Here is a 23327-nt window from a genome sequence, read left to right on the forward strand (position 1 = left end):
GCGGGAAGTGTCCCTGAACATGCAAGACATGCAGCGCTGCATTGATTGGCGGCCTCAAGACCACAAAATCGCGGAAATTTCAAGGGGAGCCACGCATGGCTGCCCTGCGGTGCCGGAAACCGGCGGCTATGCTCCGTTTCGTCGAAATCGATCTCAGAACTTCTGCTGTGTCATCAGCACTTCGCGAGCGATCTGATCGAGCGGCAGGATTCGGTCGACACCGCCCTTGGCGATCGCCTCCTTCGGCATGCCGAAAACAACGGAACTCGCCTCGTCCTGCGCCACCGTGTAGGCGCCGGCCTGATGCATTTCCAGCATGCCGCGCGCGCCGTCATCGCCCATGCCGGTCATGATGATCCCCATGGCGTTCGAGCCGGCCGAGCGCGCCGCCGAGCGGAAGAGCACGTCGACCGAAGGCCGGTGGCGCGACACCAGCGGCCCGGTCTTCACACTCACATAGTAGCGCGCACCCTGGCGCTCGAGCAGCATATGTTTGTCACCGGGCGCGATCAGCACATGACCGCGCAGCACCGGATCGCCATCGCCGGCTTCCTTGACCTCTACCTCACAGAGCCCGTTCAGCCGCTTGGCGAAGGCGGCGGTGAATTTCTCCGGCATATGCTGGACGATCACCATGCCAGGCGCATTGGCCGGCAGTTCCTCCAGGAACTCGCGCAGTGCTTCGGTGCCGCCGGTGGAGGCGCCGACGCAGACGACCATCTCCGTCGTCTTCGCCATGGCCCGCCCCGTCGGTGGCGGCAGCATCACATCCGCCGTCAGTTTTTTGGCCGGCCCCTCCGCCGAAGCGGAGCGGATAGTTCCGGCGGCGCGGCGGACGTTGGAAAGCCGTGCATGCGAGGCGCTCTTGACGACTTCGCGAATGCGCATCGCGTCGTCGGAAAGGCTGTCGGCGGCGCCGATCTTCGATTTCAGGATGACGTCGACGGCGCCTGCCTCCAGTGCCTGGAGCAGCGTTTCCGATCCCGCCTCCGTCAGTGACGAGCACATCACGACGGGGATCGGCCGCTGCGCCATCAGCTTGCGCAGGAAGGTGATGCCATCCATGCGCGGCATCTCCACATCGAGCGTAATGACATCCGGGATCTCTTCCTGCAGCTTCCGCGCCGCCATGAAGGGATCGGATGCGACCGCCATGATCTCGATATCGGGATCCTGCTCCAGCACATGGGTCAGCGTCTGGCGGATGCTCGCGGAATCGTCGATGATAAGGACGCGGATTTTCTTAGCCATGAATGCCCCTGATGCATGCCGTCCAGAAGTGCGCAGCGGTTTTGGGATGACGCGATGCGCTTTAGATACGCTGAAACACCGTATTCGAGACCTGTTTCAACGGCAGATCGAAGCCGGTGATCGATTCGGAATGGCCGATGAACATGTAGCCGCCCGTCGCCAGGCAGGCACAGAGGCGGTTGAGCACGCCGGCCTGAGTCTGCTTGTCGAAGTAGATTAGCACGTTGCGGCAGAAGATGACGTTCATCAACTCGCCGATCGGGTATTTCTCGTCCATCAGGTTCATGCGGGCAAAGCCGACTTTGCTGCGCAGTTTCGGCGTGATGCGCACCTCCCGCCGACCCGGCTGCTTGGCCGTCAGCACATATTTGCGCTGCAGGTTGCACGGCACCGGCGCGATAAGATCTTCCGGATAGATGCCCCGGCGCGCCGTCTGCAGCACATCGGTGGAAAGGTCGGTGGCCAGCACGCTGTAGGAGACGTTATTGCGGCTTTCAGCGAATTCCGCCAACACCATCGCCATCGTATAGGGCTCGGCTCCCGTCGAGCAGGCCGAACTCCAGGTGCGGATGGTCCGAACGCCACTATTGGCGATCGTTGGCAGCGCGACCGTCTGCAGATAGTCGAAATGTTTGGCTTCGCGGAAGAAGTCGGTCTTGTTCGTCGTCACCACGTCGATCAGGTAGACGGTTTCCTGGTCGAGGCCGTCATGATTGAAGAGGAAGTCGCAATAATCGTCGAAGGTCGCATGGTTGGTTGCGCGAAGGCGGCGCCTCAGCCGCCCTTCAAGCATCGTCAGCTTGGTCGACGGCATCTTGATGCCGCTATAATCGTAGATGAACCGGGCAAGCTTATCGAAATTGCGCTTGCTGATCCGGTCGCCCGGCAATTGGGTTTCCACCGCTGCCATGCTCATAGAACGCAATACTCCGAGTTGATGCGGTCAGGCCGCTGATTGCAGTGCCGAGGCGTCCTCGCGCGACAGCAACCGTGCGAGATCGATGACGACGACGAAGCCGTTTTCACGACGAACGACGCCGGCGATATAGTCCGAGCGCCAACGCACGCCGATATCAGGCGCAGCCTCGATCTGCTCGCGCCGGAATGGCGTGACCTCGAAGACGCGGTCGGCAACGAGGCCAAGGGTCAGGAGCCGGCTTTCCATTGGCACGTCGAGGACGAGCACCCGCGTGTGCGGCGTCGGCACGGTCTTCGTCATGCCGAGCTTCAATCGAAGATCGATTGTCGGCACGCCCTGCCCGCGCACGTCGCGCAGGCCGAGCAGATAGTCGGGACCATTCGGAATCTTGAAAGCTTCCGCATAGTCGAGGATTTCCCGCACCACCTCAACCGGTACGGCGAAAATCTCCTCGCCGAGGCTGAAGGTCACGAACTGCGCTTCCAGAGATGTCGTGGCCATGATCATGCGCTTTCCTTGAATTCGGCGTCCCCGTCATCGGGACCGCCCATGGAGAGATCGAGAGCGAAGCCTTTCGCCCGCGCCTGCTGGCCGGCGACGCTATTGGCAGCCGGCTTCTTGGAGATAGGCTTGCGGCCGGCGGGAGCCGCGCTGCGGACCGTGACCTTGGCGGCCGGCACGCGATGCTGGCGATGGCCTGCCGTATCGACCTTGAAGAAGGCAATCGACGTCTGCAGCTCTTCGGCCTGGGAGGCGAGTTCCTCGGAGGTTGCCGACATCTGCTCGGAAGCACCGGCATTCTGCTGTGTCACCTTGTCGAGCTGCTGGATCGCCTCGTTGATCTGCGAGGCGCCGATATCCTGTTCGCGGCAGGCCGCACTGATCTCGGAGACCAGTTCCGCCGTCTTGCGAATGTCGGGCACCAGCCGGCCGAGCATGTCGCCGGCATCGGCGGCAGCTTTGACCGTGTCGCTCGACATCGCGCTGATTTCGGCAGCGGCCGACTGACTGCGTTCGGCAAGCTTGCGTACCTCGGAGGCGACCACCGCAAAACCCTTGCCGTGTTCGCCGGCACGCGCGGCTTCGACGGCGGCGTTCAAGGCCAGCAGATCCGTCTGGCGGGCAATCTCCTGGACGATGCCGATCTTCTGGGCGATCGTCCGCATGGCGTCGACAGCGCGGGTCACCGCTTCACCGCTCATCTCCGCGTCCTTGGCCGACTGGCGGGCGATCTTTTCGGTCTGGGCCGCATTATCGGCGTTCTGCTTGATGTTGGCGGCCATCTGCTCCATCGAGGCAGAAGCCTCCTCGGCCGAAGCGGCCTGTTCGGTTGCGCCCTGTGATACCTGTTCCGAACTCGCCGAAAGTTCCTGGCTGCCGGATGAGACATTGTCGGCGGCCGACAGTGCGTCGGCGACGACGCCGCGCAAGCGTTCGATCATCGTGTTCACGTTACTGAGAAGCTCGCCGATTTCGTCGCGGCTGGTGATGTCGGCCATTTTCGTCAGATCGCCTTCCGACACTTCGCGAACCACGGTGTTGGCCCGGCTGAGGCCTTTGCTGATCGTGCTGGCGATCCAGAAAGCGGTAATGGCGGCGACCAGCAGAGCGACAGCGGCGACGGCAACCATCATTGTGCGCGTCGTCGTGTACTGTGCCTCGGCGCCGTCGTCGGCAGCCTTCATGCGCTGCTTTTCAAGTGCCAGGATTTCGCCAAGCGTCGAGTCGATATCGTTGGCAGCGGCCCGCGCAGCCGTCACGGAAATCGTATTTGCGCCTTCGGCATTGCCGGCCTTCACATAGTCGCGGATCTGATCGTCAGCCGCATTGAAGGTCTTGGAAAGTTCGGCGATGCGCGCCCAGCGCGCCTTGCCTTCGTCCGTTGCCAGCGCCAGCACCTGGCCGAAGGCATCGGTAAAGTCCTTGCGGGCCTGATTGCCCTTGGCGATCGCAGCCGCGGTTTCGTCGGCAGTGCGGGCGGTGAGCAGGTTCTTCTGCTGGCGGATGGCCTCGAGCTGGGCAATGTTGATTTGCTGGGCGAGGTCGAGGCGGGCTGCCGGACCGGCGAGGAGATTGCCAATCGTGTCGTTCAGCGATCCAAGGCTGACGATTCCGTAGGCAGCGGTGCCCATGAGCATGAGGATGATGAAGGTGAACGCGGTCACCAATTTTGTCTTGATTGTCAATCGCATCGGTCTAACTCCAATTTGAACTCAGCCGACATCAGCTGGCGGCTCCGGCCGCATTGTGCCTCGATGAAAAAATCGCCTGCAAATTAGGGAGAATGATGAATTCTCCGCCCCTCTTCACCAGGCAGTTGATGTAGTCGGCGCGCCAGCGCATGCCGATGCTCGGCGGCGCCTCGCTCGCGGACTTTGCAAGTGTCGTCACCTCGTTCACCTTGTCGGTTCTGAGGCCGACGAGCGTCTGCTCGCCCTGCAGATCGATCTCGATGACGATGATGCGGCTGTCGATCGTCGCCTCCGCTGCTTCCATCCCGAAGGCGAGACGCAGATCGGCGAGCGGAATGACCTTGCCGCGAAAGTTGATGACGCTGGCGACAAAGGGCTGGCTGCCCGGCACGGCGGTCTCGGGAAGCAGGTCCAGGATTTCCTGGACGATGACGGCTTCCAGCGCAAAGGTTTCGCCGTTGAGATCGAAGGTCAGGACCTCGACTTCCTCGGCATAGCTCCAGTGATTGTCGAATCGTTCGGCTGCTGCTCTTGCACTCATCCTGCTACACGCAACTGCGCCTCCTGTTGCTGACCCGCGGCAACCAGGTGCCCGACGTCGAGAATAAGCGCGACGCTGCCGTCGCCGAGAATGGTCGCGCCCGAGAAGGTCGCAACGTTGTTGTGCAGTTTCGACATCGACTTGATGACCGTCTGGTGGTCGCCGATGATCTGGTCGACGACGAGACCGACGCGCTCCGTGCCTGTGGATATGACGACGACCTTCTGGTGCACGTCGGGCTTGGTGCCGGTGCGGAAGAGATCGCGCAGGCGCAGGAACGGCACCAGGCTGTCGCGCAGCGAGATGAAGCTGCGGCCGCGCGAGCGGAGATCTTCCTCGAGCGACAGTTCGAGGCATTCCTCGACCGCCGAGAGCGGGATGACGTAGCGGCCGGAACCGACGCGCACCAGCAGCCCGTCGATGATGGCGAGCGTCAGCGGAATGCGCAGCGACACTTCCGAACCCTGTCCCGGCACGCTGACAATGTCGATCGCGCCGCGGAGCGCTTCGACCGTCTTCTTCACCACGTCCATGCCGACCCCGCGGCCGGACAGATTGGTGATCGCGGCAGCCGTCGAGAAGCCAGGGGCGAAGATCAGCTGCAGCAGCTCGGAGTCGGAAAGCGGCTGGCCGGGCTGGATGAGGCCGGAGGATTCCGCCTTGGCGCGAACCCGTTCACGATTGATGCCGCGGCCGTCGTCCTTGATCGAGATGATCACTTCGCCGCCGGCCTGGCGGGCCGAAAGCGTCACCGTGCCGGCTTCGATCTTGCCGCAGGCAAGGCGATCGCCGGGCGTTTCGAGGCCGTGATCGATCGAGTTGCGCACCAGATGCACCAGCGGATCGGCCAGACGCTCGATGACTGTTTTGTCGACTTCTGTGCTCTCGCCCTCCGTCACCAGTTCGATCACCTTGCCGGTCTCGCGGGCGAGATCATGGACGAGGCGGCGGAAACGGGAGAACAGGGTGGCGACCGGCACCATGCGCAACACCATCATCGTGTCGCGCAATTCGCCGGAGAGGCGTTCGATTTCTTCCGAAACGGAGCGTAGCGCGATATCGGTGCTGGCGCTGGCGAGCTGGCTGAGGCGCGATTGCGCGATGACGAGTTCGCCGACGCGATCCATCAGCTCGTCGAGACGTTCGGCCGGAACGCGGACATTCTCGGCCGCCTTCGCCTGGCTGACAGCGGCGGGCGCCTCGCGCTTGGCCGGAACCGCCTCGACAGGACGGAATTCCGGGACAGCCGCCGGCGGAACGGGCGCCGCCGATGCCGCGGCGACAGGCGCAGGGGCTGCCTCTTCATCGGCCGGAGCGACGGCTGCCGCTGTCGGCCCGTCGATCTCCTCGACACTGAGTTCCATGTCATCGAGCACGAAGATGAAGACGTCGTCGATCGCCGAACGGTCTTGCTCGCTAGTTAGCGTCACATCCCAGGAAATATGGAGATCCGTCGGAGTAAGCTCGTCGAGCACCGGAATGGCCGAGGTATTGGCGCGCACGTTGCATTCGCCGAGATCGCGCAACTCGTCCAGCAGACCGAGCGGGTTGGTGCCGTTGGCCATCGAATTGGCGGGCAGGCTGAAGCGGATGCGCCAGCTGTTCTTCTTCTTCGCCGGTGCCTCGCGCACGGCTGCGGGTACTGGAACAGCGGCCGGCGCCGCTTCCTTGCCGCCGACGGCGGCCTGCAACTGCGCCAGAAGCTTGTGCCCAATATCGCCATGATCGGCGTCCGGCTGGTCGACGAGGGAGCGCATATGGTCCTGAGCGGCAAGGACGGCGGCGACGAGTTCGCTGGTCGCCGAAACCTCGCCCTTGCGGACGCGGTCGAAGGCTGTTTCGCAATGATGGGTGAAGGCAGCGAGCGCCTCGAAACCGAACATCGCGCCGGAGCCCTTGAGCGTGTGGAGCCCGCGGAACACGGCGTCGACGACATCCTTGTTGTCGAGCTGGTGAGTCAGGTCGAGAAGACCGGCCTCGATCGCTTCGAGGCATTCGGCAGCCTCCGTGCGGAATACGGCGACGGGATCGAGCGTACTCATCGTCCGAGAACCTTCTTCACGATCTTCACCAGGCTTTCCGGGTCGAACGGCTTGGTCAGCCAGCCGGTTGCGCCGGCGGCCTTGGCGCGCGCCTTGAGATCGGCGTCCGATTCCGTCGTCAGGAAGATGATCGGAACGCCGGCTTGCGCCGGCAGCTTGCGCAGTTCCTCGATCATCGTCAGCCCGTCCATGACAGGCATGTTGAGATCGGTCACGATCAGATCGAAGCTGCTGCCCTTGGCCGTCGCGAGGCCCTCCGCCCCGTTGACCGCCTCGGTGACGCTATAGCCGGCATTGGTCAGCGTGACCTTGGTGGTCAGACGAATGCTGGCGGAATCGTCGACAGTCAGGATATTTGCACTCATAAAGTCACCTCTTTATGCAACCAGAAATTTGCGTCTTCGTGATCGAAAGATTCGATGAAACCTGCGCGTTCAAGTACATTCAGAACGGAGCCACTGGCCGGCGAAGAAAGTTTGAACGTATTTCCCTTAGCCTTTGCTTGGCGGCGCGACGATTCGATGAGTTGAATGAAACTCAGATCCGCTTCCGCGCCGTCGGGAATGCCGATGATGATTGTATCACGGTTATGAAATACGTCGTTAAGCTTGAAATATAGTTCGGACACGTTACGAATGCTGAGTACGTCCGGCAAATTTATAGATTCGTAATATTGCTTTTGAGTATCCAATGCAGCCTCCCGGGCCAGAGAAATACTTGATAACCCTAAAAGGACTCTCACGGCAGCGTTAATGCGGGGTAAACAGCGGTTGTAGGAAACTGCCGTATAGCGAGCTCGGGGACTCCCAATTCTCATCCGGGATAAGTTGTATTTTTCTCTCAAAATTTAGAAATAAATAAAATAAAAACAATATGTTGAATCATCAAGTCGAGCGTTGGGCTTTCACCGACACGCCATCAACATCTTTCGTTAATCACAACGCTAGCGAGTCCGGCGCATTTACCGGATGTTTCCATCCTACCCGTAAAAATAGAGTGGAATTGCCTGAATTTTAACAAAAGGTATAAAAGTGGCACACGCTCTGGTATCGCCGAACGCTGCAGCCTACACATCAGGACGGGACATCAGCCAGGCCCTGGAATCCGCCCGCGGCCAGGTCGAGGAACGTTTCCTCGAAGGCGGCACCGTGCTGCTGTCGGTTATGGATGTTCTCAACCGCTTGCTGAGCTCGCTCGAGAGCGTCACCACGGCGCTCGACAATAAAGAGGCGAGCGACACCGGTGCCGATCTTCGGGCCACGGTGGCGAGCCTGACGGCGCTGCCGATCAGCGAGGAAGGCCGCCAGCAGGCGCTCGTCTCGCTGGCGCATACCGGCAGGGAGCTGCGCAAGCATGTCGCTGACATGCAGGAGACGATGCGTTATCTCAGAACCTTCGCAGTGACCGTGAAGATCACCGGCGCCGGCATTGCCGAATTCGCCGGCTTCGCCCAGGAGATTCTGGAGCGTATCTATTCCGGCACCGATGAGGTCAACCGTTTCGCCACACACCTCGACAGTCTCGATAAGGAGGTCAAGCTCGCCGCCTCCTTTGGCGCCAGCGTTTCCAAGGGTTATGCCGATACCGTTCCGGCCGTCGCCGGGGCCTTGCGTGATGATGCCGCCAAGATCGCCGAACACCGCAAGGATCTCGGCGTCATTGCGCGCGAGGTCGGCGCGGTTGCCCGCGCCGTGCAGAGCAAGGTCGCCTCGACGCTGTCTGCCCTGCAGATCGGCGATATCACCCGGCAGCGTATCGAGCATGTACAGGCCACTTTTTCGCTGCTTGAAGATTTCTTTGCTGGCGAGGATGGGGCAAAGCTCGACGCCGGCGCGCGCCGGCGCCTCCAGAACGTCATTCACCATCTGACCGCCGCGCAGATGAGCGACATGTGTGCAAATTTCCAGCGGGATTCTGAGAACGTCGTCAAGACGATCGCGAGTTTCGACCACGACATGCGGGAGATCCTCAAGCTGCGCGATCAGATGAACGGTGAGAGCGGCGAGGCCGGCGGTAACTTCATGCGCGCGCTGGAATCCAGCGTTTCGGCCGCCCATGAAATCGTCAGGCAGGTCGACGCGGCAAGCCGCCAGGCCGACCAGGTCAGCCAGTCGACGATCGGCACGGCCGCCAAGCTCTCCGAAGCGATCGGCAACATCCGCGCCGTCAAGACCGATATTCACTATATGGCTTTGAATACCAACCTGCGTTGCAGCCGCCTCGGTGAAGAAGGCAGGTCGATCAACGTCGTCACCGCCGAGCTGCGCATTTTCGCCGGCAAGCTCGACGATTCCGCCGACGCCATCGTCAATGGCCTGCCGGCGCTCGAAGCCGCGGCCGGGCGCGTCGCCCCCGCCGCCGATGCCGGAGCCGGCAACCTGGGAGAGAGCCTGACATCGGCCGTCGGCAACATCCGCTCTGCAGCCAACCTGATGGAAAACGAGCTGAAGGTGCTCGCCGAGAACGGTCGCGAGGTCGCCACCAAGATCAGCCTGCTGATCGGCAAGCTCGATTTCCAGCATGACCTCGGCGAAGTCCTTGCCGGCTGCGCCGATCTGCTCGAAGGCGTCGCCGGCACCGATGTCGCCGATATTTCCGATCTCGCCGAGATGATCGCGCCGCTCGACCGCAAGATCTTCAAGCACTATACGATGGTCCAGGAGCGCAACATTCATCGCGACATCATCCCGGCAAGCGAGGACAGCCCCCCTGCTCTCGCCGAGATCGCCAAAGCCGAAAACGACGAGGATCTTTTCGCCGACGCGCTTTTCTAAAGCACGTCGCGCAACAGTGTGTAGCGCGCTTTGGGGCAACTCCAGTAAACCGCGCGGCCGCTAACGCCGCCGGAATTTGTTGGCAGCCTCGATCGCCGCCTTCTGCTGATCCTCTTCGATGCCGAGATAGAAATCCTCGAGCGCCGGATCGGCGAGCCCGGCCCGGCGTGACAGCACGTACCACTTCGCCGCCTCGATCGGATCGGGCGGCGTGCCGATGGCATTGATATAGAGATGGGCGAGCTTGTTCTGCGCGGCGACATTGCCGCCATTGGCGGCAAGTTTCAGCCATTCGAAGCCCTTGACGTAATCCTTCGGCCCGCCGACGCCGTTGACCAGCCAGATGCCGAGATCGAGCTGGGCCGTGTCGAAGCCGGCGCGCGCCGCGCGTACCATCCACTCGCGGGCGAGCTTCTTCTTTTCCTCCGGCAGGTCTTTCAGCGTCGCATAGATCTGCGCCACGGCATATTGCGAATCGGCAATGCCCTGCTCGGCTGATTTCTCATAGAACGGCAGTGCGAGCTTCAGTCCCTTGTCGCCGGGATTGTCGGCGATGAGAAGCTGCGCCCAGTTGAATTCCGCTGAAGGATTGCCGGCCTCGGCCGCCTTGCGCATGTAGTCGTCGGCCTTGACCTTGTCACGCGGCACGCCCTCGCCTTCCATCAGGATCAGTGCATATTTGAACATTGCCGCCGGATCGCCACCTTCTGCCGCCTTGCCGTACCAGAAGGCAGCATTCTTCACGTCTTTCTTGACGCCGAGGCCTTGCGACAGGATTTCGCCGATCAGTGTCTGCGCCGCCGGATCACCGAGTTGGGCGCGCGGTAGCGCCTTGTCCATTGCCGTCAGGTAATAACCGCGCTGGAAGGCACCGTAAGCCTCGTCGATCGGCCCCTTGTAATCCTTCTCCGGCGGCAGATCGGGCAGCTTCGCGCCCATGCGGTCGAACACGCCGACGCCATCGGAGGGCCCCGCGCCCGAGGCGGAAGGCCGGTCGGTGCGGAAGGTCGAAGCCGGCGCCGTGCCCGGCTGGCTGACGACGCTGTCCGGCGCCTGCGCCAAGACGACATCCGGTCCGGCCGCAACGAGGACGGCCATGCTGGCAAGGATATATTTCAGGAAGCGGACGGGTGGGATCGGCATGAGCGCGATTTCAATCCTCAAACCGTGGCGCTTTTTCGTCAAGCAACGCATTGATCTCGGCGACGACAGACGGTGCCCGGGCGGGCTCGGCGAAGACCGCCAGCCGCAGCGCCACGAACTCCGCTCCGGTCTCGGCGACGGCGAGCGCCGAGGCCGGATCGGCGCCACCCATGACGATGCAGGGGATCTCGATCATCGAGGCCCACCATTCGCCGAGCGCAAGGTTCTTCGGATGCGCCTCCGGCTTGATGTCGCCATCGAGCTTGCCGAAGAAGATATAGTCCGGCCTGGCTTCGCCGATCTCCAACGCATGGTGCCGGTCGGCCGCGTTGCCGCCGCCGATGATCAGCTTCGGCGCGTGTTTGTCGATCGCTTCCGAAAGCGCCGCTACATTGCCGGAAATGTGCAAGCCGTCGGCTTTCGCGCGGCCTGCGACACGGCTGTCGCCTGCAATGAGCGCGGCTGCTCCAGCATCCTGAATCAATGGCACCAGCTTTTCGGCATGTTTCTGGAAGCTGCCGTCGTCAAGCCCATATTGCGGCACGATCACCGAAGCGACATCGCCGCCCTTCAGCGCGTCGGCGACGACCTTTGCCTGTTCATCGGCATCAGCGATATCAGGTACGATGAGCACAAGGCGGCAGCGGTTTTCCGGTTCGGTCATGAGGTCTTTCCGTTTCCTGCGAATTCCCCTTCGAAATGAGGGATCCGCACTCGTTTTGTGTGAGTAGTTCCGTTAGACGAGGCTTGCAAGAGGAGGACGTCGAAAGCATGCCGCAGGATTTGTCATTCTACTACGCCGCCGTGCCCGCCGTTCTGCTGGTAGGCCTCGCAAAAGGCGGCATGGGCGACGCTTTGTCGCTGATCGGCTTGCCCTTCCTTGCCCTCGTCGTCTCGCCGGTTGAGGCGGCCGCCATCCTGCTGCCGATTCTGGTCTTCATGGACATGATCTCGCTCGTCATCTGGCGCAAGCATGGCGACTGGGCGACGCTGAAGATCATGCTGCCGGGCGCCGTCTTCGGCATTGCGCTGGGCTGGGCGACCTCGGCGCTGGTTCCGGGCAACATGCTGCGCATCGTCATCGGCGCGGTGACCATCCTGTTCTGCCTGCGCTATTTCTGGAACAATTTCGGCCCGGGCGCCGACAAGGTGATCCCGCCGCGCGGCCAGCGACCGGTGGCCGCCAGCCTCTGGGGGACATTTTCCGGTTACGGCAGCTTCGTTGCTCATGCGGGCGGTGCGCCCTTCCAGATCTATGCCCTGCCGCTCAAATTGCAGCCACGCGAATATACCGGCACCAGCGTGCGCTTCTTCGCGATCCTCAACGCCATCAAGCTGATCCCCTATTTTGCGCTCGGCCAACTCGACAACCAGAATCTTGCGACCTCCGCGACGCTTCTGCCCTTTGCCCCGCTCGCCACCATTGCCGGCGCCTGGTGCGTGCGCCGCATGAAGCCACAGATCTTCTATCCCTTCATGTATGCGATGGCGCTGATCGCCGCCTTCCTGATCGTGCGCGAGGGCCTTGGCTGGTAGAAACCGCTAAAGCATGTCGCGCAAGTGTGCGGCGGTTTTACGCTAACGACATGCGTAAAAACAAAGACCTAAAGCGCGGCACGCTGCAATGCACAATTTCCTTGCTGGCGCGGCCGGTTTGACGTAGCGTTCCCGCCATGTCGAACACGGACCCTTTCTCTGCAATTGCCGATCCGAACCGGCGGTTTCTGCTGGAGGAATTGCGTCGCGCGCCACGGACGGTCAACGAGCTCGCCGAAGGCCTGCCGATCAGCCGTCCAGCTGTTTCACAGCACCTGAAGGCGCTTCTCGACAGCAATCTGGTCTCCGTGACCTCGGAAGGCACCAAACGCATCTATACGGTCAACAACCGCGGCTTCGACAAGCTCAATTTATGGCTGGATCAGTTCTGGGCCTGATGCAGGTTCCCATAAGATCTGGGATACGATGTGAATCATAAGAATGCGATGCGAGACGTGGCGGACCCAAAAGCGCCAGCCACGATGCCGGATGCATCGGACTGGCGCAAATATGGTGTCAAATCACCGGTTCTTGCTAATTCTTGGCGGAATGGATGGATTTACCTTCTTGCGCAAGATGATCGCCCGGCGACCCTTGGGAAGATTAGTGGACGGATGATTTAAGACGCTGAATCTCGTCCTTGATGCGCAGCTTGCGGCGCTTGCATTCGGCAAGTTCCGTATCGGAAATAGAGGGAGATGTTCTGAGCGCGTGCAACTCCTCCTCGAGAGCGACATGCTTTTTCTGGAGTGACTCAAGATGAGCTTGAACAGTCATATGACCCTTCCTTCCTCTTACCCTCCCCGGCCAACATCGTCGGGGATCAAGGTGTCAACGGCCGGACTGTGACATATTTTTGAAGGCTTGTCGAAGGCCAAAAGATGAAGACTGGATGGCAATTTCATGATCAAGACTAACTAGCCGTTACCCGTATTTGGTGATAGGAGCTTGCGGAAATCATCGCCAGATCGGACAAGGTCCAGGGACGGTAACGGGGAATGCATATGGCCGATCAGGAACAGGCGGAAATCAGGCTCACGGTGGCGCGCCTGCGTCAGGAGCATGAGGATTTCGATGCCGCGATCAACGCCATGATCCAGACCGGATGCGATGCTCTGCGAATCCAGCGAATGAAAAAGAAAAAACTTGTCATCAAGGACAGGCTCTCCAAGCTGGAAGATCAGATCATCCCTGACATTATCGCCTGAGAGGGAATAGCAGCATCGATGACAGACAGACCACCCGTCGCCATCATCATGGGCAGCCAGTCCGACTGGGAGACCATGAAAAACGCCGCCGACACGCTGGAGGCGCTGGAAATTCCCTATGACGCGCGCATTATTTCGGCGCACCGCACAGTGGACCGGCTGGTCAATTTCGCCAAGGGCGCACGCGCGGAGGGCTTCAAGGTCATCATCGCCGGCGCCGGCGGCGCCGCCCACCTGCCGGGCATGACCGCCGCGATGACACCGCTGCCGGTTTTCGGCGTGCCGGTCCAGTCGAAAGCCCTGTCCGGCCAGGACAGTCTTCTTTCCATCGTGCAGATGCCGGCCGGTATTCCCGTGGGCACGCTTGCCATCGGCAAGGCCGGCGCGGTCAACGCCGCGCTTCTCGCCGCTGCCGTACTTGCCCTTTCCGACGAAGAAATCGCCGACCGGCTCGACGAATGGCGCGAGCGCCAGAGTGCTGCCGTCGCCGAATACCCGATGGACAACCTATGACGGCAAGAACGATCGGCATTATCGGCGGCGGCCAGCTCGGCCGCATGCTGGCCATTGCCGCCGCCCGGTTGAATTTTCGTACGGTCATTCTCGAGCCGCAGGCGGACTGCCCGGCCGCCCAGCTCGCCAACCGGCAGATTACCGCCGCCTTCGACGATCCGGCGGCACTGGCCGAACTTGCTGATATTTGCGATGTCGTCACTTACGAATTCGAGAACGTGCCCGTTGCAGCCGCCGAAAGGCTCTCAGCAAACGTATCCGTCTTTCCGCCACCGAAGGCGCTAGAAGCTGCCCAGGACCGCCTCCTCGAAAAGCTCTTTCTCAATGACTGCGGCATATCAACCGCCCGCTTCCACACGATCGACAGCCAGGCCGATCTTGAGACGGCACTTGAGGATTTCGGCGGCCAGGGCGTGCTGAAGACCCGCCGCCTCGGTTATGACGGCAAGGGCCAGAAGGTTTTCCGCTCGGCGGCCGACAGCCCGGATGGCGCCTATGCCGCACTCGGCGGCGTACCGCTCATCCTCGAAAGCTTCATCGCGTTCGAGCGCGAGGTCTCGATCATCGCCGCGCGCGCCACCGACGGGACAGTCGTCTGCTTCGATCCCGCCGAGAATGTGCACCGCGACGGTATCCTTCACACGTCGACGGTTCCAGCCGCGATCTCTGCATCGACGGCGGACGCCGCGCGCCAATCGGCCGAAAAGATCCTTGCCGCGTTGAACTATGTCGGCGTCATCGGTATCGAATTCTTCATGCTTGTCGATGGTGGCCTGATCGCCAACGAGATGGCGCCGCGTGTCCACAACTCAGGTCACTGGACGGAAGCGGCCTGCGTCGTCAGCCAGTTCGAGCAGCATATCCGCGCCGTCGCCGGCCTGCCGCTTGGCAGTTCTGAACGCCATTCCGACTGTATCATGCAGAACCTGATCGGCGATGATATCCTTGCCGTTCCCGACTGGCTGAGGCGCCCCGATACGCTGGTTCATCTCTATGGCAAGACCGAGTGGCGCCCCGGCCGCAAGATGGGTCACGTCACCACCTTGACTCCGAAATCGCCGGTTTTGGCCTGAGAAAACACCCCTGCGCCTTCGGAAAAACACCTTCATGTGGTTGACACGGAAAAGGTGGCGGGGTATCTGCTCCCCCACCTAAACAGCGCGCCCGATGGCGCGCTTTTGATTGTTAAAGATACGGGCGAATGTGAATTCCCCCATAGAGATCGCGGATCAGAAAAATGAAGATCAAGAATTCGCTCAAGTCGCTTAAGGCTCGTCACCGTGACAACCGTCTGGTTCGCCGCAAGGGCCGCATCTACATCATCAACAAGCTGAACCCGCGCTTCAAGGCTCGTCAGGGCTGATTTCGCGCGTCCGGATCGCCCTGCCGCGTGAGCTTGCGCCGGCAGATATATCCGGTGGGTCGCTGCGGTGATCACGTCAAATTTGTTTGATCTTCGGCGCTGGCGGGCTAATATGTCCGCCATGCGTTTTTTTGCTTTGACATCAGCGGCGCTGCCGCTCGCCCTCATTCTCCTCACCGCCTCCTTTCCGGCCGCCGCCGCGGAAAAGCCCGCTGCCGCCGCGAAAAAGGACGTTATCGTCGAGCAGGCGGATACCGACAGTTCGCCAAAGCAGCACCTCGACCAGCTCTTCAGCCAGCTGAAGCGTGAACGCGATCCCGAAAAGGCCAGCGGCATCGCCAATGAAATCCGCATGGAATGGAACGATTCCGGCAGCGCCACCGTCAATCTGCTGATGCAGTGGGCCGACAAGGCGATCGAGGAAAAGCGCAATCCCGCGGCCCTCGATTTCCTCGATGAGGCGATCGCGCTGAAGCCCGATTATGCCGAAAGCTGGAACCGCCGCGCCACGCTGAATTTCGTCATGGGCAATTATCGCAAGTCGATGTCCGACATCGAACATGTGCTCGATCTCGAGCCACGCCATTTCGGCGCGCTCTCCGGCATGGCGGCGATCCTCAGTAATTCCGGCAACGATCAGCTGACCTTGAAGGCTTGGGAGCGTTTCCTCGACGTCTATCCCGCCGAGCGCACTGCACAGGAACAGGCCAACACGCTTGCGGAAAAACTCGCCGGCAACCGCACCTGATTCCTGGACTGATATCTTGACGTCGGATCTCGCCGCGCAATTTTAGCATATGGAGGGAACGACATGGCGGTTGTCCGCCAGCAGGTCGTTCCGCAATTATCGCTCGTTGAGATCATGCTTGCAGAAGTTTCCGCTCTTCTCGCCCCGCTCGCCGCCGCCATCGGTTACTCCACTTATAAGGCGCGGCAATTCGAACACGCCTATCCGAATATCGGCGAACTGACGGATGTCGGCGGCTACCGCATGAATGCCGTCCACATCGAGCGTCCCGAAAATGCGGATCTGCCCGCCCTGGTTTTCATTCACGGCGCCAGCGGCAATTTGCTCGACCAGGTCGTTGCCTTCCGCGCCGCACTCGAAGGCCGGGCGGAAATGCTGTTCGTCGACCGCCCCGGTCATGGCTATTCCGAGCGCGGCGGCCCTGAGAACGCCGTCCCCTCCGGCCAGGCCGATGCGATCGCCAGACTGATGGAGAAGCGCGGCATCGAAAAGGCTGTTATCGTCGGCCATTCCTTCGGCGGCGCGATCACCGCCGCCTTCGGCCTGCGTCATCCTGATAAGACCGCGGGCTTGCTCTTCCTCGCGCCCGCCACCCATCCATGGCCGGGTGGCATCGACTGGTACTATCATGTGGCAACCGTGCCGATCGTCGGATGGCTCTTCAACCACGCGATCGTCGTGCCTCTCGGTCTGAGCCGGCTGGAGCGCGGCACGCTGAATGTCTTCCGTCCCAATCCGCGCCCGGCCGACTACATCGAAAAAACCGGGCCGTCGCTGGTGCTGCGACCCAATGCTTTCCATAACAACGCCGCCGATTTCAAAAGGCTGCTCGCCTATGTGAAGGAGCAGTCGCTGCTCTATTCGCAGATCACCGCACCGACCGTCATCATAACAGGTGACAGCGACGAGATCGTCTGGGAACACCTGCACTCGCGCGGCCTTGCCCGCGATATATCAGGCTCCGAACTCGTCACCGTCAGCGGCGTCGGCCACAAGCCGGATTATCTCGCAACCGATGTCGCCATCGCCGCCATGGAGAAGATATCAGGCAAACCGCGCGACCTGCAGACAATCGCCCGCAGGGCCGAGGAGAGGCTTGCCGCCGCCTCACGCGATCAGAGAGCCGCAGCCGCACCGTCGTTAGAGCCGACAGCGCCGCACGTCTTTTCCGACGCGCAAAACACGCTTTAGCACTTTGAATTGCTGCATCATTTTGTTCCAGCTTCGCCGGAAACCTGCCTCAGGCGCCGAGACGCATGCCGCCGTCGCAGGTGACGACATGGCCGCTCATGAAGCCGTTTCCGATCAGGAAGGCAATCACCTGCGCGATATCCTCCGGCCTGCCGATACGGCCGACCGGCGTGCGGCCGGCGAAATCCGCAAAGACGCTGCCGCGCTGCTCAGGCGGCAGGAAACTCCACCACGGCGTATCGACGACCCCGGGGGAAACGCCGTTGACGCGCAGCGGCTTCAATTCGGCGGCAAGCACCGGCACCATCGCCTCGATGCCGGCATTGACGGCCGCAAGCCCAGCCGTCCCAGGCATCGCAGCCTGCGCGCTGACCGCCGAAACGAAGGTGATGCTGCCGCCCGGCTGCAGCAGCGGCAGTGCCGCCTGGGCTGCCGCGGCATGCGGAATGAGCTTGGTCTGGAAACCGGCAAGCAGGTCCGTCATGTCGAGCGTCGCAAAAGGTCCGGCGCCGTGACCGCTGCCCATCGCCAGCACGAGATGACCGAATGCGCCGATCCCGGCAAAAGCCTCCCCGAGTGTGGAAAGCACCGCCGCATCGAGGACGAGCTGCGCAGATCACCATCGAGCGAGGCCTTCGCCGTCGCCAGCTTTTCACCGTCACGGCCGGCGATCGTGACCGTATATCTCTGTTTCAAAAGTAATTTCGCCGTGGCGAGGCCGATGCCGGAAGAACCGCCGATTACGACCACATGCTGCAAAGACATGATGCTGCTCCTTGAATTGATCGATCCGCAGGCGGTTGAACCACCCGCAGCGCCGGCATCATGCGCGCCCTGGAAACGGCAAACAGTTCCAGTTTTATCCTGGTATCTATACTGATATGATCACCGTCATGGACCAGAGAGCCGACACACTCGAAGCCCGCCGCCGTGAATTCGCAGCCTTTCTGCGCTCTCGCCGCGAGCGGCTGACGCCGTCCGAGGTGGGCTTGCCGGAGGGTTTTCGTCGGCGCACGCCGGGTCTCCGGCGCGAGGAGCTCGCCATGCTCGCCGGCGTCGGCACCACTTGGTACACATGGCTGGAACAGGGCCGCGACATCAGGCCCTCCGCACAGGTGCTCAACGCCCTTGCCGATGCATTGCGCCTCGACGAGGCCGAACGCCGGCATCTCTTCACCCTCAACAATCGCCATGCGCCGCAGGCTGTATCGTCCGCACCCGAATGCGTCGACGAGCCGCTGCAACGCATGCTCGCCAACCTGACCCACCAACCGGCCTATGTGCTCGGCCGCCGGTGGGACGTGCTCGCCTGGAACCGCGCCGCCGACATGCTGTTCGGTGGTTACGACACGCTCGACCGCGACGAGCGCAACATCATGCATCGTCTCTTCGCCGACCCGGCGCATCGCCGGCTGCTCGTCGATTGGGAATCGGTCGCCCGCGTCTCGCTGGCAATGTTCCGCGCCGACAGCGCGCGTTATGCCGGCGATCCGGATTTCGAACGGCTGATCGCGCTGCTGAAGCAGGCAAGCGACGAATTTCGCCACTGGTGGCAGCGCCACGAGGTCATCAGCCCGCTGTCCGGCATCAAGCGCATCGACCATCCCGTCAAGGGCCGCATGTCCTTCGAACATACCGGCCTGACGCTGACAAACCGGCCGGAGATGAAGGTTATCGTCTATACGCCGCTCGATGACGACGACACCAACGGGAAACTCGCCGAGCTCCTAGAACAGGATGATTTTATGACGGGTCGACCTAAAATCTGAATCCTGTTCTAAATTAAAGAGTGGGAGCTATGTCGTCCGAAAACCGCTTCTTACACTTTTCGGCATCATGCTCTGCATAAAGCCAACCCCCTGCATTGCCTCGGGCGGCCCCGGTCCCATATGTTTTTCCATCATTGTCCATCGGAGGGGAAATCATGGGCCGCCTGCATATCGGGACGATCTCCGTCATATCAGCACTGTCGCTGAGCCTGACCTCGGCTTTCGCCGCCTCGCCTGCACCCGTCGAAGCCGAGCACGGCATGGTGGTCACCGCCCAGCATCTGGCGAGTGATGTCGGCGTCGAGGTGCTGAAGAGCGGCGGCAATGCCGTCGATGCCGCGGTCGCCGTCGGTTATGCGCTGGCGGTCGTCTATCCCACGGCCGGCAACCTCGGCGGCGGCGGCTTCATGACCATCCGCCTGAAGGACGGCACCAAGACCTTTCTCGATTTTCGCGAACGCGCGCCGCTTGCCGCGACAAAAACCATGTATCTCGATGCCAAGGGCGATGTCGTGCCACGCGCCAGCCTCGACGGCTATCTCGCCGTCGGCGTGCCGGGCTCCGTGATGGGCTTCGAGACCGCACGCGAGAAATACGGCACCAAACCGCGCGAGGAACTGATCGCACCGGCGCTCCGCTTCGCCAAGGAGGGCTTCACGCTGGAACAGGGCGATGCCGCAAGCTTTGCCGGCAGCGCCAAGCGCCTCGCCAGGGATGAGGCGGCAGCGAAAATCTTCCTGAAACCGGATGGCAAACCCTATGCATCGGGCGAAAAACTCCAGCAGCCGGACCTTGCCGCAGTCCTGACAGCCATCTCCGAAAAAGGTCCCGACGCCTTCTACAAAGCCGCGCCCGCCGAGGCGATCGTCAAGGCGAGCCAGGCCAAGGGCGGCATCCTCGCCAAGGAGGATTTCGAGCAATATGCCGTGCGCGAGTTGAAGCCGATCGAGTGCAATTATCGCGGCTACGACATCATCTCCTCGCCGCCGCCGTCTTCCGGCGGCGTCATCATCTGCGAGATCCTCAACGTTCTCGAAGGCTATCCGCTTTCCTATCTCGGCTATAACTCGGCCGAAACCGTGCACATCATGCTCGAGGCGATGCGCTATGCGTATGTCGACCGCAATGCAGCACTCGGCGATCCCGATTTCGTCGAGAACCCGGTCGAGAAACTGCTCGATAAGAAATATGCCTCGGAAATTGCCGCCAAGATCGACCCCTACAAGGCCGGCACCTCGGCGAATCTGAAGCCGCTCGGCGGCAAGGAAAGCACCGAGACGACGCATTATTCGATCATCGACGACGCGGGCAATGCGGTCGCCGTCACCTATACGCTGAACGGCTCTTTCGGCGCCGGCGTCGTAGCACCCGGCACGGGTGTCCTGCTCAACAACGAGATGGACGATTTCACCTCCAAGCCCGGCGTGCCGAACCTCTACGGACTGGTGCAGGGTGAGGCGAATGCCATTGTCCCGAAGAAGACGCCGCTCTCCTCGATGAGCCCGACGATCGTCACCCGGGACGGCAAGCCCTTCATGGTCATCGGCAGCCCCGGCGGCTCGCGCATCATCACCATCACGCTGGAGACGATCCTCAATGTCGTCGATTTCGGCATGGATATCAGTCAGGCGGTCAACGCCCCGCGTCTCCACCACCAATGGCAGCCCGACAAGGTCTTTCTCGAACCTTATGCACTTTCGCCGGATACGGAAAAGACGCTCGCCGCCATGGGCTACAGCTTCGATGGCGGCAATGACACGCCGCAATGGGGCCAGGCCGCCGGCATCCTCGTCGGCGGCAAAAGCCTTGCTGCCATCGAAAAAGGCGGCGGCGCTCGCTACAACGGCGCCATGGACAGCCGCGCAGCGGAAGGTTCGGCAAGCGGCTACTGACGCTTCAAGATCGCCTGATCAAACAGTCGGTAGAAGCGCAACGCGGCTGAAGAAGCAGCGGTGGCACCATTCATGTCACCGTGACAAAGTCGCCGTTCACAATTGGCTTGCCTCGCCCTATGCATGGGCGAACCCGCAAGCAGAAAGATTCCCGAATGGCCAGCATTGAAATGATTGTCGCAGCCCGCGCCCGTCTGCGCGGTCATATCAGGCGTACGCCGCTTCTCTCCTCCCCTTTCCTCAATGAGATCGCCGGCCGGCGCCTGTTCGTGAAGGCGGAGTGTCTGCAGCATTCCGGCTCGTTCAAGTTTCGTGGCGGCTGGTCGGCCGTCTCCGGCCTCGATCCGGCCGTGCGCTCCAAAGGTGTCATTGCCTTCTCCTCCGGCAACCACGCCCAGGGTGTTGCGCTTGCGGCCAAGCTGCACAACATCCCCTCCGTCATCATCATGCCAAGCGATGCGCCGAAGCTGAAGATCGCCAACACCCGCGCCTTCGGCGCCGAAGTGGTGCTTTACGACCGCGTCAACGAGGATCGCGACGAGATCGGCGCGAGACTTTCGGCCGAGCGTGGCCTGACGCTGATCAAGCCCTTTGACGAACCGCTTGTCATCGCCGGTCAGGGCACGACCGGTCTTGAAATCTCCGAGCAGGCTGGAGAGGAAGGCGTGACATCAGCCGAAGTCCTGGTTCCCTGCGGCGGCGGCGGATTGACCTCCGGCATCGCGCTCGCCCTTGAAGCCAGTTCTCCCGGCTTTCGCGTCCGTCCCTGCGAGCCCAGGGATTTCGACGACACCACCCGCTCGTTGGCCTCCGGCAAGATCGAACGCAACGCGGCGGTATCGGGCTCGATCTGCGATGCGATCGTTACGCCGCAGCCGGGCAACATCACTTTCCCGATCCTCAAGCGTCTCGCCGGCGCCGGCATCGTCGTCACCGACGACGAGGCGCTGCGCGCCATGGCACTCGCCTTCTCGCGGTTGAAGATCGTCGTCGAGCCCGGCGGCGCGGTGGCACTTGCCGCCGCCCTCTTCCATGGCGATGCTCTGGAAAACGACACGGTCATCGCCGTCACCTCCGGCGGCAATGTCGATGCCGATATCTTCGCCATGGCGCTCGAACGCTTCGGCTGAGATGTCACGCAGGCAACTATAGCGCCGCGCGTCTTTTCAGATGCGCGAAGGATGCCGGAGCACTTGAACTACTGCGAGGCATCCGGCCCCTCGAGCCGGATGCCAGATCAGCGATCAGATAGAGTGATCGTGAAGCGCCCGCCGGATGGCCGTCTCGACCGGCGAATAGGCGCCGTCCTGCCGTTCAAGCCGAAGAGGTTCGGAAGGCGCAAGGCCGGGCTGCGCCATAAAACGCGGCTCCTTGCCGCGATGCATCTGCGCCGCATGGATGAGGAATGGATGGCATAGATAGACTGTGCCCGCCGGGCCTGTTGCCAACGCCAATGGCCGCTCTTCCCCGACATGCTCCAGCCAAAGGTGGGCCATCCCCGCCTCGCCCGCCGGTGCCAGAAGGCGAGCGATATCCTTGTGTGAACCGACACGGATACGGGTTGGTGCATCTTCCTCCCCGACATCCGAGAACAGGAAGAGCATCAGCAACGCCCGCCCGCGCGAGGTGATGTTCACCCGCCAGGCGGAAAAGTCTCGCTGTTCATCCGGATTGGAACCCTCGCCGGGAAAGCTCAGGTCGACATGCCAACCGGCATCGCCGGGATCATCGGGATGGGGAAAGCGGACAGGGAAACTGCCAAGTCCATTGCGCGGCTCCCAGCGCCCTTTGCCGACGAGCTGGTCGAAGGCCGAATGCAATACCGGCGTGTTGACGGCTTTCTCGAACGGCCCGCCGCCATAACCGGCAAGCCGCACGACCGGCTGCGTCCACGTGCTTGGATCATCCGCAGCAAAGGGAATGTCACGCCACATGATGGCACGGGCTTCTCTGGCCAATTCGCGGGGGAAAGCGTCGTCGATCCTGACGAAACCGTCCTCGATGAATCGCTCGATCTGCGCAGCACTCAGTGCCGGCGGATAAACATCTGATGTCATGATATATCTCTCTCTATCGCCAATCCTGCCGGCTCTGTCCTTGGCCAGACGCAGGGTCATTACGGTCCACGGCAACGCGCCAGCCGCAAAGGCTGGTTAGCGACCGCATCTTCTGATGCCCGAAGGCAGAGCCTTAGAGGCTCAAGAAGAAGACCGAAGCGATATTGAGGGTGAACGTCTTCATAGCG

The 23327-nt window shown here is 61.7% G+C and carries 24 protein-coding genes and 1 pseudogene; 12 read left to right on the forward strand and 13 right to left on the reverse strand.

The window, feature by feature from the left end; all coding sequences use genetic code 11:
• Positions 1–153: 153 nt before the first annotated feature.
• The 8 genes from N2600_RS18595 to N2600_RS18630 form a co-directional block, all read right to left on the reverse strand.
• Positions 154–1251, reverse strand: a complete 1098-nt coding sequence (locus tag N2600_RS18595; protein ID WP_260109398.1) for a protein-glutamate methylesterase/protein-glutamine glutaminase — start codon at positions 1249–1251, stop codon at positions 154–156.
• Between the two features lie 61 nt (positions 1252–1312).
• Positions 1313–2167 carry a CheR family methyltransferase gene (locus N2600_RS18600; RefSeq protein WP_260109399.1) on the reverse strand — a complete coding sequence of 285 codons (855 nt, stop codon included), beginning with the start codon at positions 2165–2167 and terminating at the stop codon, positions 1313–1315.
• 27 nt (positions 2168–2194) lie between these two features.
• Positions 2195–2677 (reverse strand): chemotaxis protein CheW, encoded by a 483-nt coding sequence (locus N2600_RS18605; protein ID WP_017968158.1) that lies wholly within the window; start codon positions 2675–2677, stop codon positions 2195–2197.
• A complete protein-coding gene (locus tag N2600_RS18610) occupies positions 2674–4362 on the reverse strand; it encodes a methyl-accepting chemotaxis protein (RefSeq protein ID WP_260109400.1) in 1689 nt (562 codons plus the stop codon). The genes N2600_RS18605 and N2600_RS18610 overlap by 4 nt, the downstream gene beginning before the upstream one ends.
• A 31-nt stretch (positions 4363–4393) precedes the next feature.
• The gene (locus tag N2600_RS18615; protein ID WP_260109401.1) at positions 4394–4903 is read right to left on the reverse strand and encodes a chemotaxis protein CheW; all 510 of its coding nucleotides are present in this window, start codon (positions 4901–4903) and stop codon (positions 4394–4396) included.
• Positions 4900–6945, reverse strand: coding sequence for a chemotaxis protein CheA (locus N2600_RS18620; protein ID WP_260297079.1), 2046 nt, complete (start codon positions 6943–6945; stop codon positions 4900–4902). Before N2600_RS18620 ends, N2600_RS18615 begins: the two co-directional genes overlap by 4 nt.
• Positions 6942–7310 carry a response regulator gene (locus tag N2600_RS18625; protein WP_003552634.1) on the reverse strand — a complete coding sequence of 123 codons (369 nt, stop codon included), beginning with the start codon at positions 7308–7310 and terminating at the stop codon, positions 6942–6944. Before N2600_RS18625 ends, N2600_RS18620 begins: the two co-directional genes overlap by 4 nt.
• Positions 7307–7636 (reverse strand): STAS domain-containing protein, encoded by a 330-nt coding sequence (locus N2600_RS18630; RefSeq protein ID WP_260297080.1) that lies wholly within the window; start codon positions 7634–7636, stop codon positions 7307–7309. Before N2600_RS18630 ends, N2600_RS18625 begins: the two co-directional genes overlap by 4 nt.
• A gap of 340 nt (positions 7637–7976) precedes the next feature.
• Between N2600_RS18630 and N2600_RS18635 the strand changes: the two genes are divergently transcribed.
• Positions 7977–9719: a chemotaxis protein gene (locus N2600_RS18635; RefSeq protein ID WP_260297081.1), complete on the forward strand. Its 1743-nt coding sequence runs from the start codon at positions 7977–7979 to the stop codon at positions 9717–9719.
• A gap of 60 nt (positions 9720–9779) precedes the next feature.
• Here N2600_RS18635 and N2600_RS18640 read toward each other — a convergent pair whose 3' ends face one another.
• Both N2600_RS18640 and N2600_RS18645 read right to left on the reverse strand, forming a co-directional pair.
• A complete protein-coding gene (locus N2600_RS18640; protein ID WP_260297082.1) occupies positions 9780–10862 on the reverse strand; it encodes a tetratricopeptide repeat protein in 1083 nt (360 codons plus the stop codon).
• A gap of 10 nt (positions 10863–10872) precedes the next feature.
• Positions 10873–11526, reverse strand: coding sequence for a thiamine phosphate synthase (locus N2600_RS18645; RefSeq protein ID WP_260109406.1), 654 nt, complete (start codon positions 11524–11526; stop codon positions 10873–10875).
• A gap of 107 nt (positions 11527–11633) precedes the next feature.
• On the opposite strand from N2600_RS18645, the gene N2600_RS18650 reads away from it, so the two are divergent.
• Positions 11634–12398, forward strand: coding sequence for a sulfite exporter TauE/SafE family protein (locus tag N2600_RS18650; RefSeq protein ID WP_260109407.1), 765 nt, complete (start codon positions 11634–11636; stop codon positions 12396–12398).
• Between the two features lie 137 nt (positions 12399–12535).
• Positions 12536–12796, forward strand: coding sequence for an ArsR/SmtB family transcription factor (locus N2600_RS18655; RefSeq protein ID WP_003542830.1), 261 nt, complete (start codon positions 12536–12538; stop codon positions 12794–12796).
• 205 nt (positions 12797–13001) lie between these two features.
• Here N2600_RS18655 and N2600_RS18660 read toward each other — a convergent pair whose 3' ends face one another.
• Positions 13002–13175 carry a YdcH family protein gene (locus N2600_RS18660; protein ID WP_003542831.1) on the reverse strand — a complete coding sequence of 58 codons (174 nt, stop codon included), beginning with the start codon at positions 13173–13175 and terminating at the stop codon, positions 13002–13004.
• A 227-nt stretch (positions 13176–13402) separates the two neighbouring features.
• On the opposite strand from N2600_RS18660, the gene N2600_RS18665 reads away from it, so the two are divergent.
• The 6 genes from N2600_RS18665 (at position 13403) to N2600_RS18690 (ending at position 17421) form a co-directional block, all read left to right on the forward strand.
• A complete protein-coding gene (locus N2600_RS18665) occupies positions 13403–13606 on the forward strand; it encodes a YdcH family protein (RefSeq protein ID WP_017968168.1) in 204 nt (67 codons plus the stop codon).
• An 18-nt stretch (positions 13607–13624) separates the two neighbouring features.
• Positions 13625–14119: a 5-(carboxyamino)imidazole ribonucleotide mutase gene (gene purE / locus N2600_RS18670; protein WP_017968169.1), complete on the forward strand. Its 495-nt coding sequence runs from the start codon at positions 13625–13627 to the stop codon at positions 14117–14119.
• Complete coding sequence (locus N2600_RS18675) at positions 14116–15192, forward strand: 5-(carboxyamino)imidazole ribonucleotide synthase (protein ID WP_260297085.1); 1077 nt, start codon at positions 14116–14118, stop codon at positions 15190–15192. Before purE ends, N2600_RS18675 begins: the two co-directional genes overlap by 4 nt.
• A 164-nt stretch (positions 15193–15356) precedes the next feature.
• Positions 15357–15482, forward strand: coding sequence for a type B 50S ribosomal protein L36 (gene ykgO, locus N2600_RS18680; protein WP_003566454.1), 126 nt, complete (start codon positions 15357–15359; stop codon positions 15480–15482).
• Positions 15483–15594: 112 nt separating this feature from the next.
• Positions 15595–16230: a tetratricopeptide repeat protein gene (locus tag N2600_RS18685; RefSeq protein ID WP_260297088.1), complete on the forward strand. Its 636-nt coding sequence runs from the start codon at positions 15595–15597 to the stop codon at positions 16228–16230.
• 114 nt (positions 16231–16344) lie between these two features.
• Complete coding sequence (locus N2600_RS18690; RefSeq protein ID WP_260298848.1) at positions 16345–17421, forward strand: alpha/beta fold hydrolase; 1077 nt, start codon at positions 16345–16347, stop codon at positions 17419–17421.
• A 49-nt stretch (positions 17422–17470) separates the two neighbouring features.
• Here N2600_RS18690 and N2600_RS18695 read toward each other — a convergent pair.
• Positions 17471–18186, reverse strand: a pseudogene (locus N2600_RS18695) (SDR family oxidoreductase).
• Positions 18187–18302: 116 nt separating this feature from the next.
• On the opposite strand from N2600_RS18695, the gene N2600_RS18700 reads away from it, so the two are divergent.
• The 3 genes from N2600_RS18700 to N2600_RS18710 all read left to right on the forward strand — a co-directional run bounded on the left by N2600_RS18700 (position 18303) and on the right by N2600_RS18710 (position 22212).
• Positions 18303–19190 (forward strand): helix-turn-helix transcriptional regulator, encoded by an 888-nt coding sequence (locus tag N2600_RS18700; RefSeq protein WP_260297089.1) that lies wholly within the window; start codon positions 18303–18305, stop codon positions 19188–19190.
• Positions 19191–19345: 155 nt separating this feature from the next.
• Complete coding sequence (gene ggt, locus N2600_RS18705; RefSeq protein ID WP_260297090.1) at positions 19346–21082, forward strand: gamma-glutamyltransferase; 1737 nt, start codon at positions 19346–19348, stop codon at positions 21080–21082.
• A gap of 155 nt (positions 21083–21237) precedes the next feature.
• On the forward strand, positions 21238–22212 hold the full coding sequence (locus tag N2600_RS18710; RefSeq protein ID WP_260297091.1) for a threonine ammonia-lyase: 975 nt from the start codon (positions 21238–21240) through the stop codon (positions 22210–22212).
• Between the two features lie 114 nt (positions 22213–22326).
• On the opposite strand, the gene N2600_RS18715 is transcribed toward N2600_RS18710, so the two are convergent.
• Entirely contained in the window at positions 22327–23139 is an 813-nt protein-coding gene (locus tag N2600_RS18715) for a phytanoyl-CoA dioxygenase family protein (protein ID WP_260297094.1), read from the reverse strand.
• Positions 23140–23327: the final 188 nt, after the last annotated feature.

It is taken from the genome of Rhizobium sp. WSM1274 (assembly GCF_025200775.1).
Taxonomy (GTDB): domain Bacteria; phylum Pseudomonadota; class Alphaproteobacteria; order Rhizobiales; family Rhizobiaceae; genus Rhizobium; species Rhizobium leguminosarum_I.

Bases quoted from the DNA above. Each gene is read 5' to 3' on its own strand.
- ggt (WP_260297090.1), top strand. From the start codon at position 19,346: ATGGGCCGCCTGCATATCGGGACGATCTCCGTCATATCAGCACTGTCG.
- N2600_RS18615 (WP_260109401.1), bottom strand. From the start codon at position 4,903: ATGAGTGCAAGAGCAGCAGCCGAACGATTCGACAATCACTGGAGCTAT.
- N2600_RS18685 (WP_260297088.1), top strand. From the start codon at position 15,595: ATGTCCGCCATGCGTTTTTTTGCTTTGACATCAGCGGCGCTGCCGCTC.
- N2600_RS18715 (WP_260297094.1), bottom strand. From the start codon at position 23,139: ATGACATCAGATGTTTATCCGCCGGCACTGAGTGCTGCGCAGATCGAG.
- N2600_RS18655 (WP_003542830.1), top strand. From the start codon at position 12,536: ATGTCGAACACGGACCCTTTCTCTGCAATTGCCGATCCGAACCGGCGG.
- N2600_RS18700 (WP_260297089.1), top strand. From the start codon at position 18,303: ATGATCACCGTCATGGACCAGAGAGCCGACACACTCGAAGCCCGCCGC.
- purE (WP_017968169.1), top strand. From the start codon at position 13,625: ATGACAGACAGACCACCCGTCGCCATCATCATGGGCAGCCAGTCCGAC.
- N2600_RS18595 (WP_260109398.1), bottom strand. From the start codon at position 1,251: ATGGCTAAGAAAATCCGCGTCCTTATCATCGACGATTCCGCGAGCATC.
- N2600_RS18675 (WP_260297085.1), top strand. From the start codon at position 14,116: ATGACGGCAAGAACGATCGGCATTATCGGCGGCGGCCAGCTCGGCCGC.
- N2600_RS18640 (WP_260297082.1), bottom strand. From the start codon at position 10,862: ATGCCGATCCCACCCGTCCGCTTCCTGAAATATATCCTTGCCAGCATG.
- N2600_RS18645 (WP_260109406.1), bottom strand. From the start codon at position 11,526: ATGACCGAACCGGAAAACCGCTGCCGCCTTGTGCTCATCGTACCTGAT.
- N2600_RS18610 (WP_260109400.1), bottom strand. From the start codon at position 4,362: ATGCGATTGACAATCAAGACAAAATTGGTGACCGCGTTCACCTTCATC.
- ykgO (WP_003566454.1), top strand. From the start codon at position 15,357: ATGAAGATCAAGAATTCGCTCAAGTCGCTTAAGGCTCGTCACCGTGAC.
- N2600_RS18620 (WP_260297079.1), bottom strand. From the start codon at position 6,945: ATGAGTACGCTCGATCCCGTCGCCGTATTCCGCACGGAGGCTGCCGAA.
- N2600_RS18650 (WP_260109407.1), top strand. From the start codon at position 11,634: ATGCCGCAGGATTTGTCATTCTACTACGCCGCCGTGCCCGCCGTTCTG.
- N2600_RS18660 (WP_003542831.1), bottom strand. From the start codon at position 13,175: ATGACTGTTCAAGCTCATCTTGAGTCACTCCAGAAAAAGCATGTCGCT.
- N2600_RS18710 (WP_260297091.1), top strand. From the start codon at position 21,238: ATGGCCAGCATTGAAATGATTGTCGCAGCCCGCGCCCGTCTGCGCGGT.
- N2600_RS18665 (WP_017968168.1), top strand. From the start codon at position 13,403: ATGGCCGATCAGGAACAGGCGGAAATCAGGCTCACGGTGGCGCGCCTG.
- N2600_RS18605 (WP_017968158.1), bottom strand. From the start codon at position 2,677: ATGATCATGGCCACGACATCTCTGGAAGCGCAGTTCGTGACCTTCAGC.
- N2600_RS18600 (WP_260109399.1), bottom strand. From the start codon at position 2,167: ATGAGCATGGCAGCGGTGGAAACCCAATTGCCGGGCGACCGGATCAGC.
- N2600_RS18690 (WP_260298848.1), top strand. From the start codon at position 16,345: ATGCTTGCAGAAGTTTCCGCTCTTCTCGCCCCGCTCGCCGCCGCCATC.
- N2600_RS18625 (WP_003552634.1), bottom strand. From the start codon at position 7,310: ATGAGTGCAAATATCCTGACTGTCGACGATTCCGCCAGCATTCGTCTG.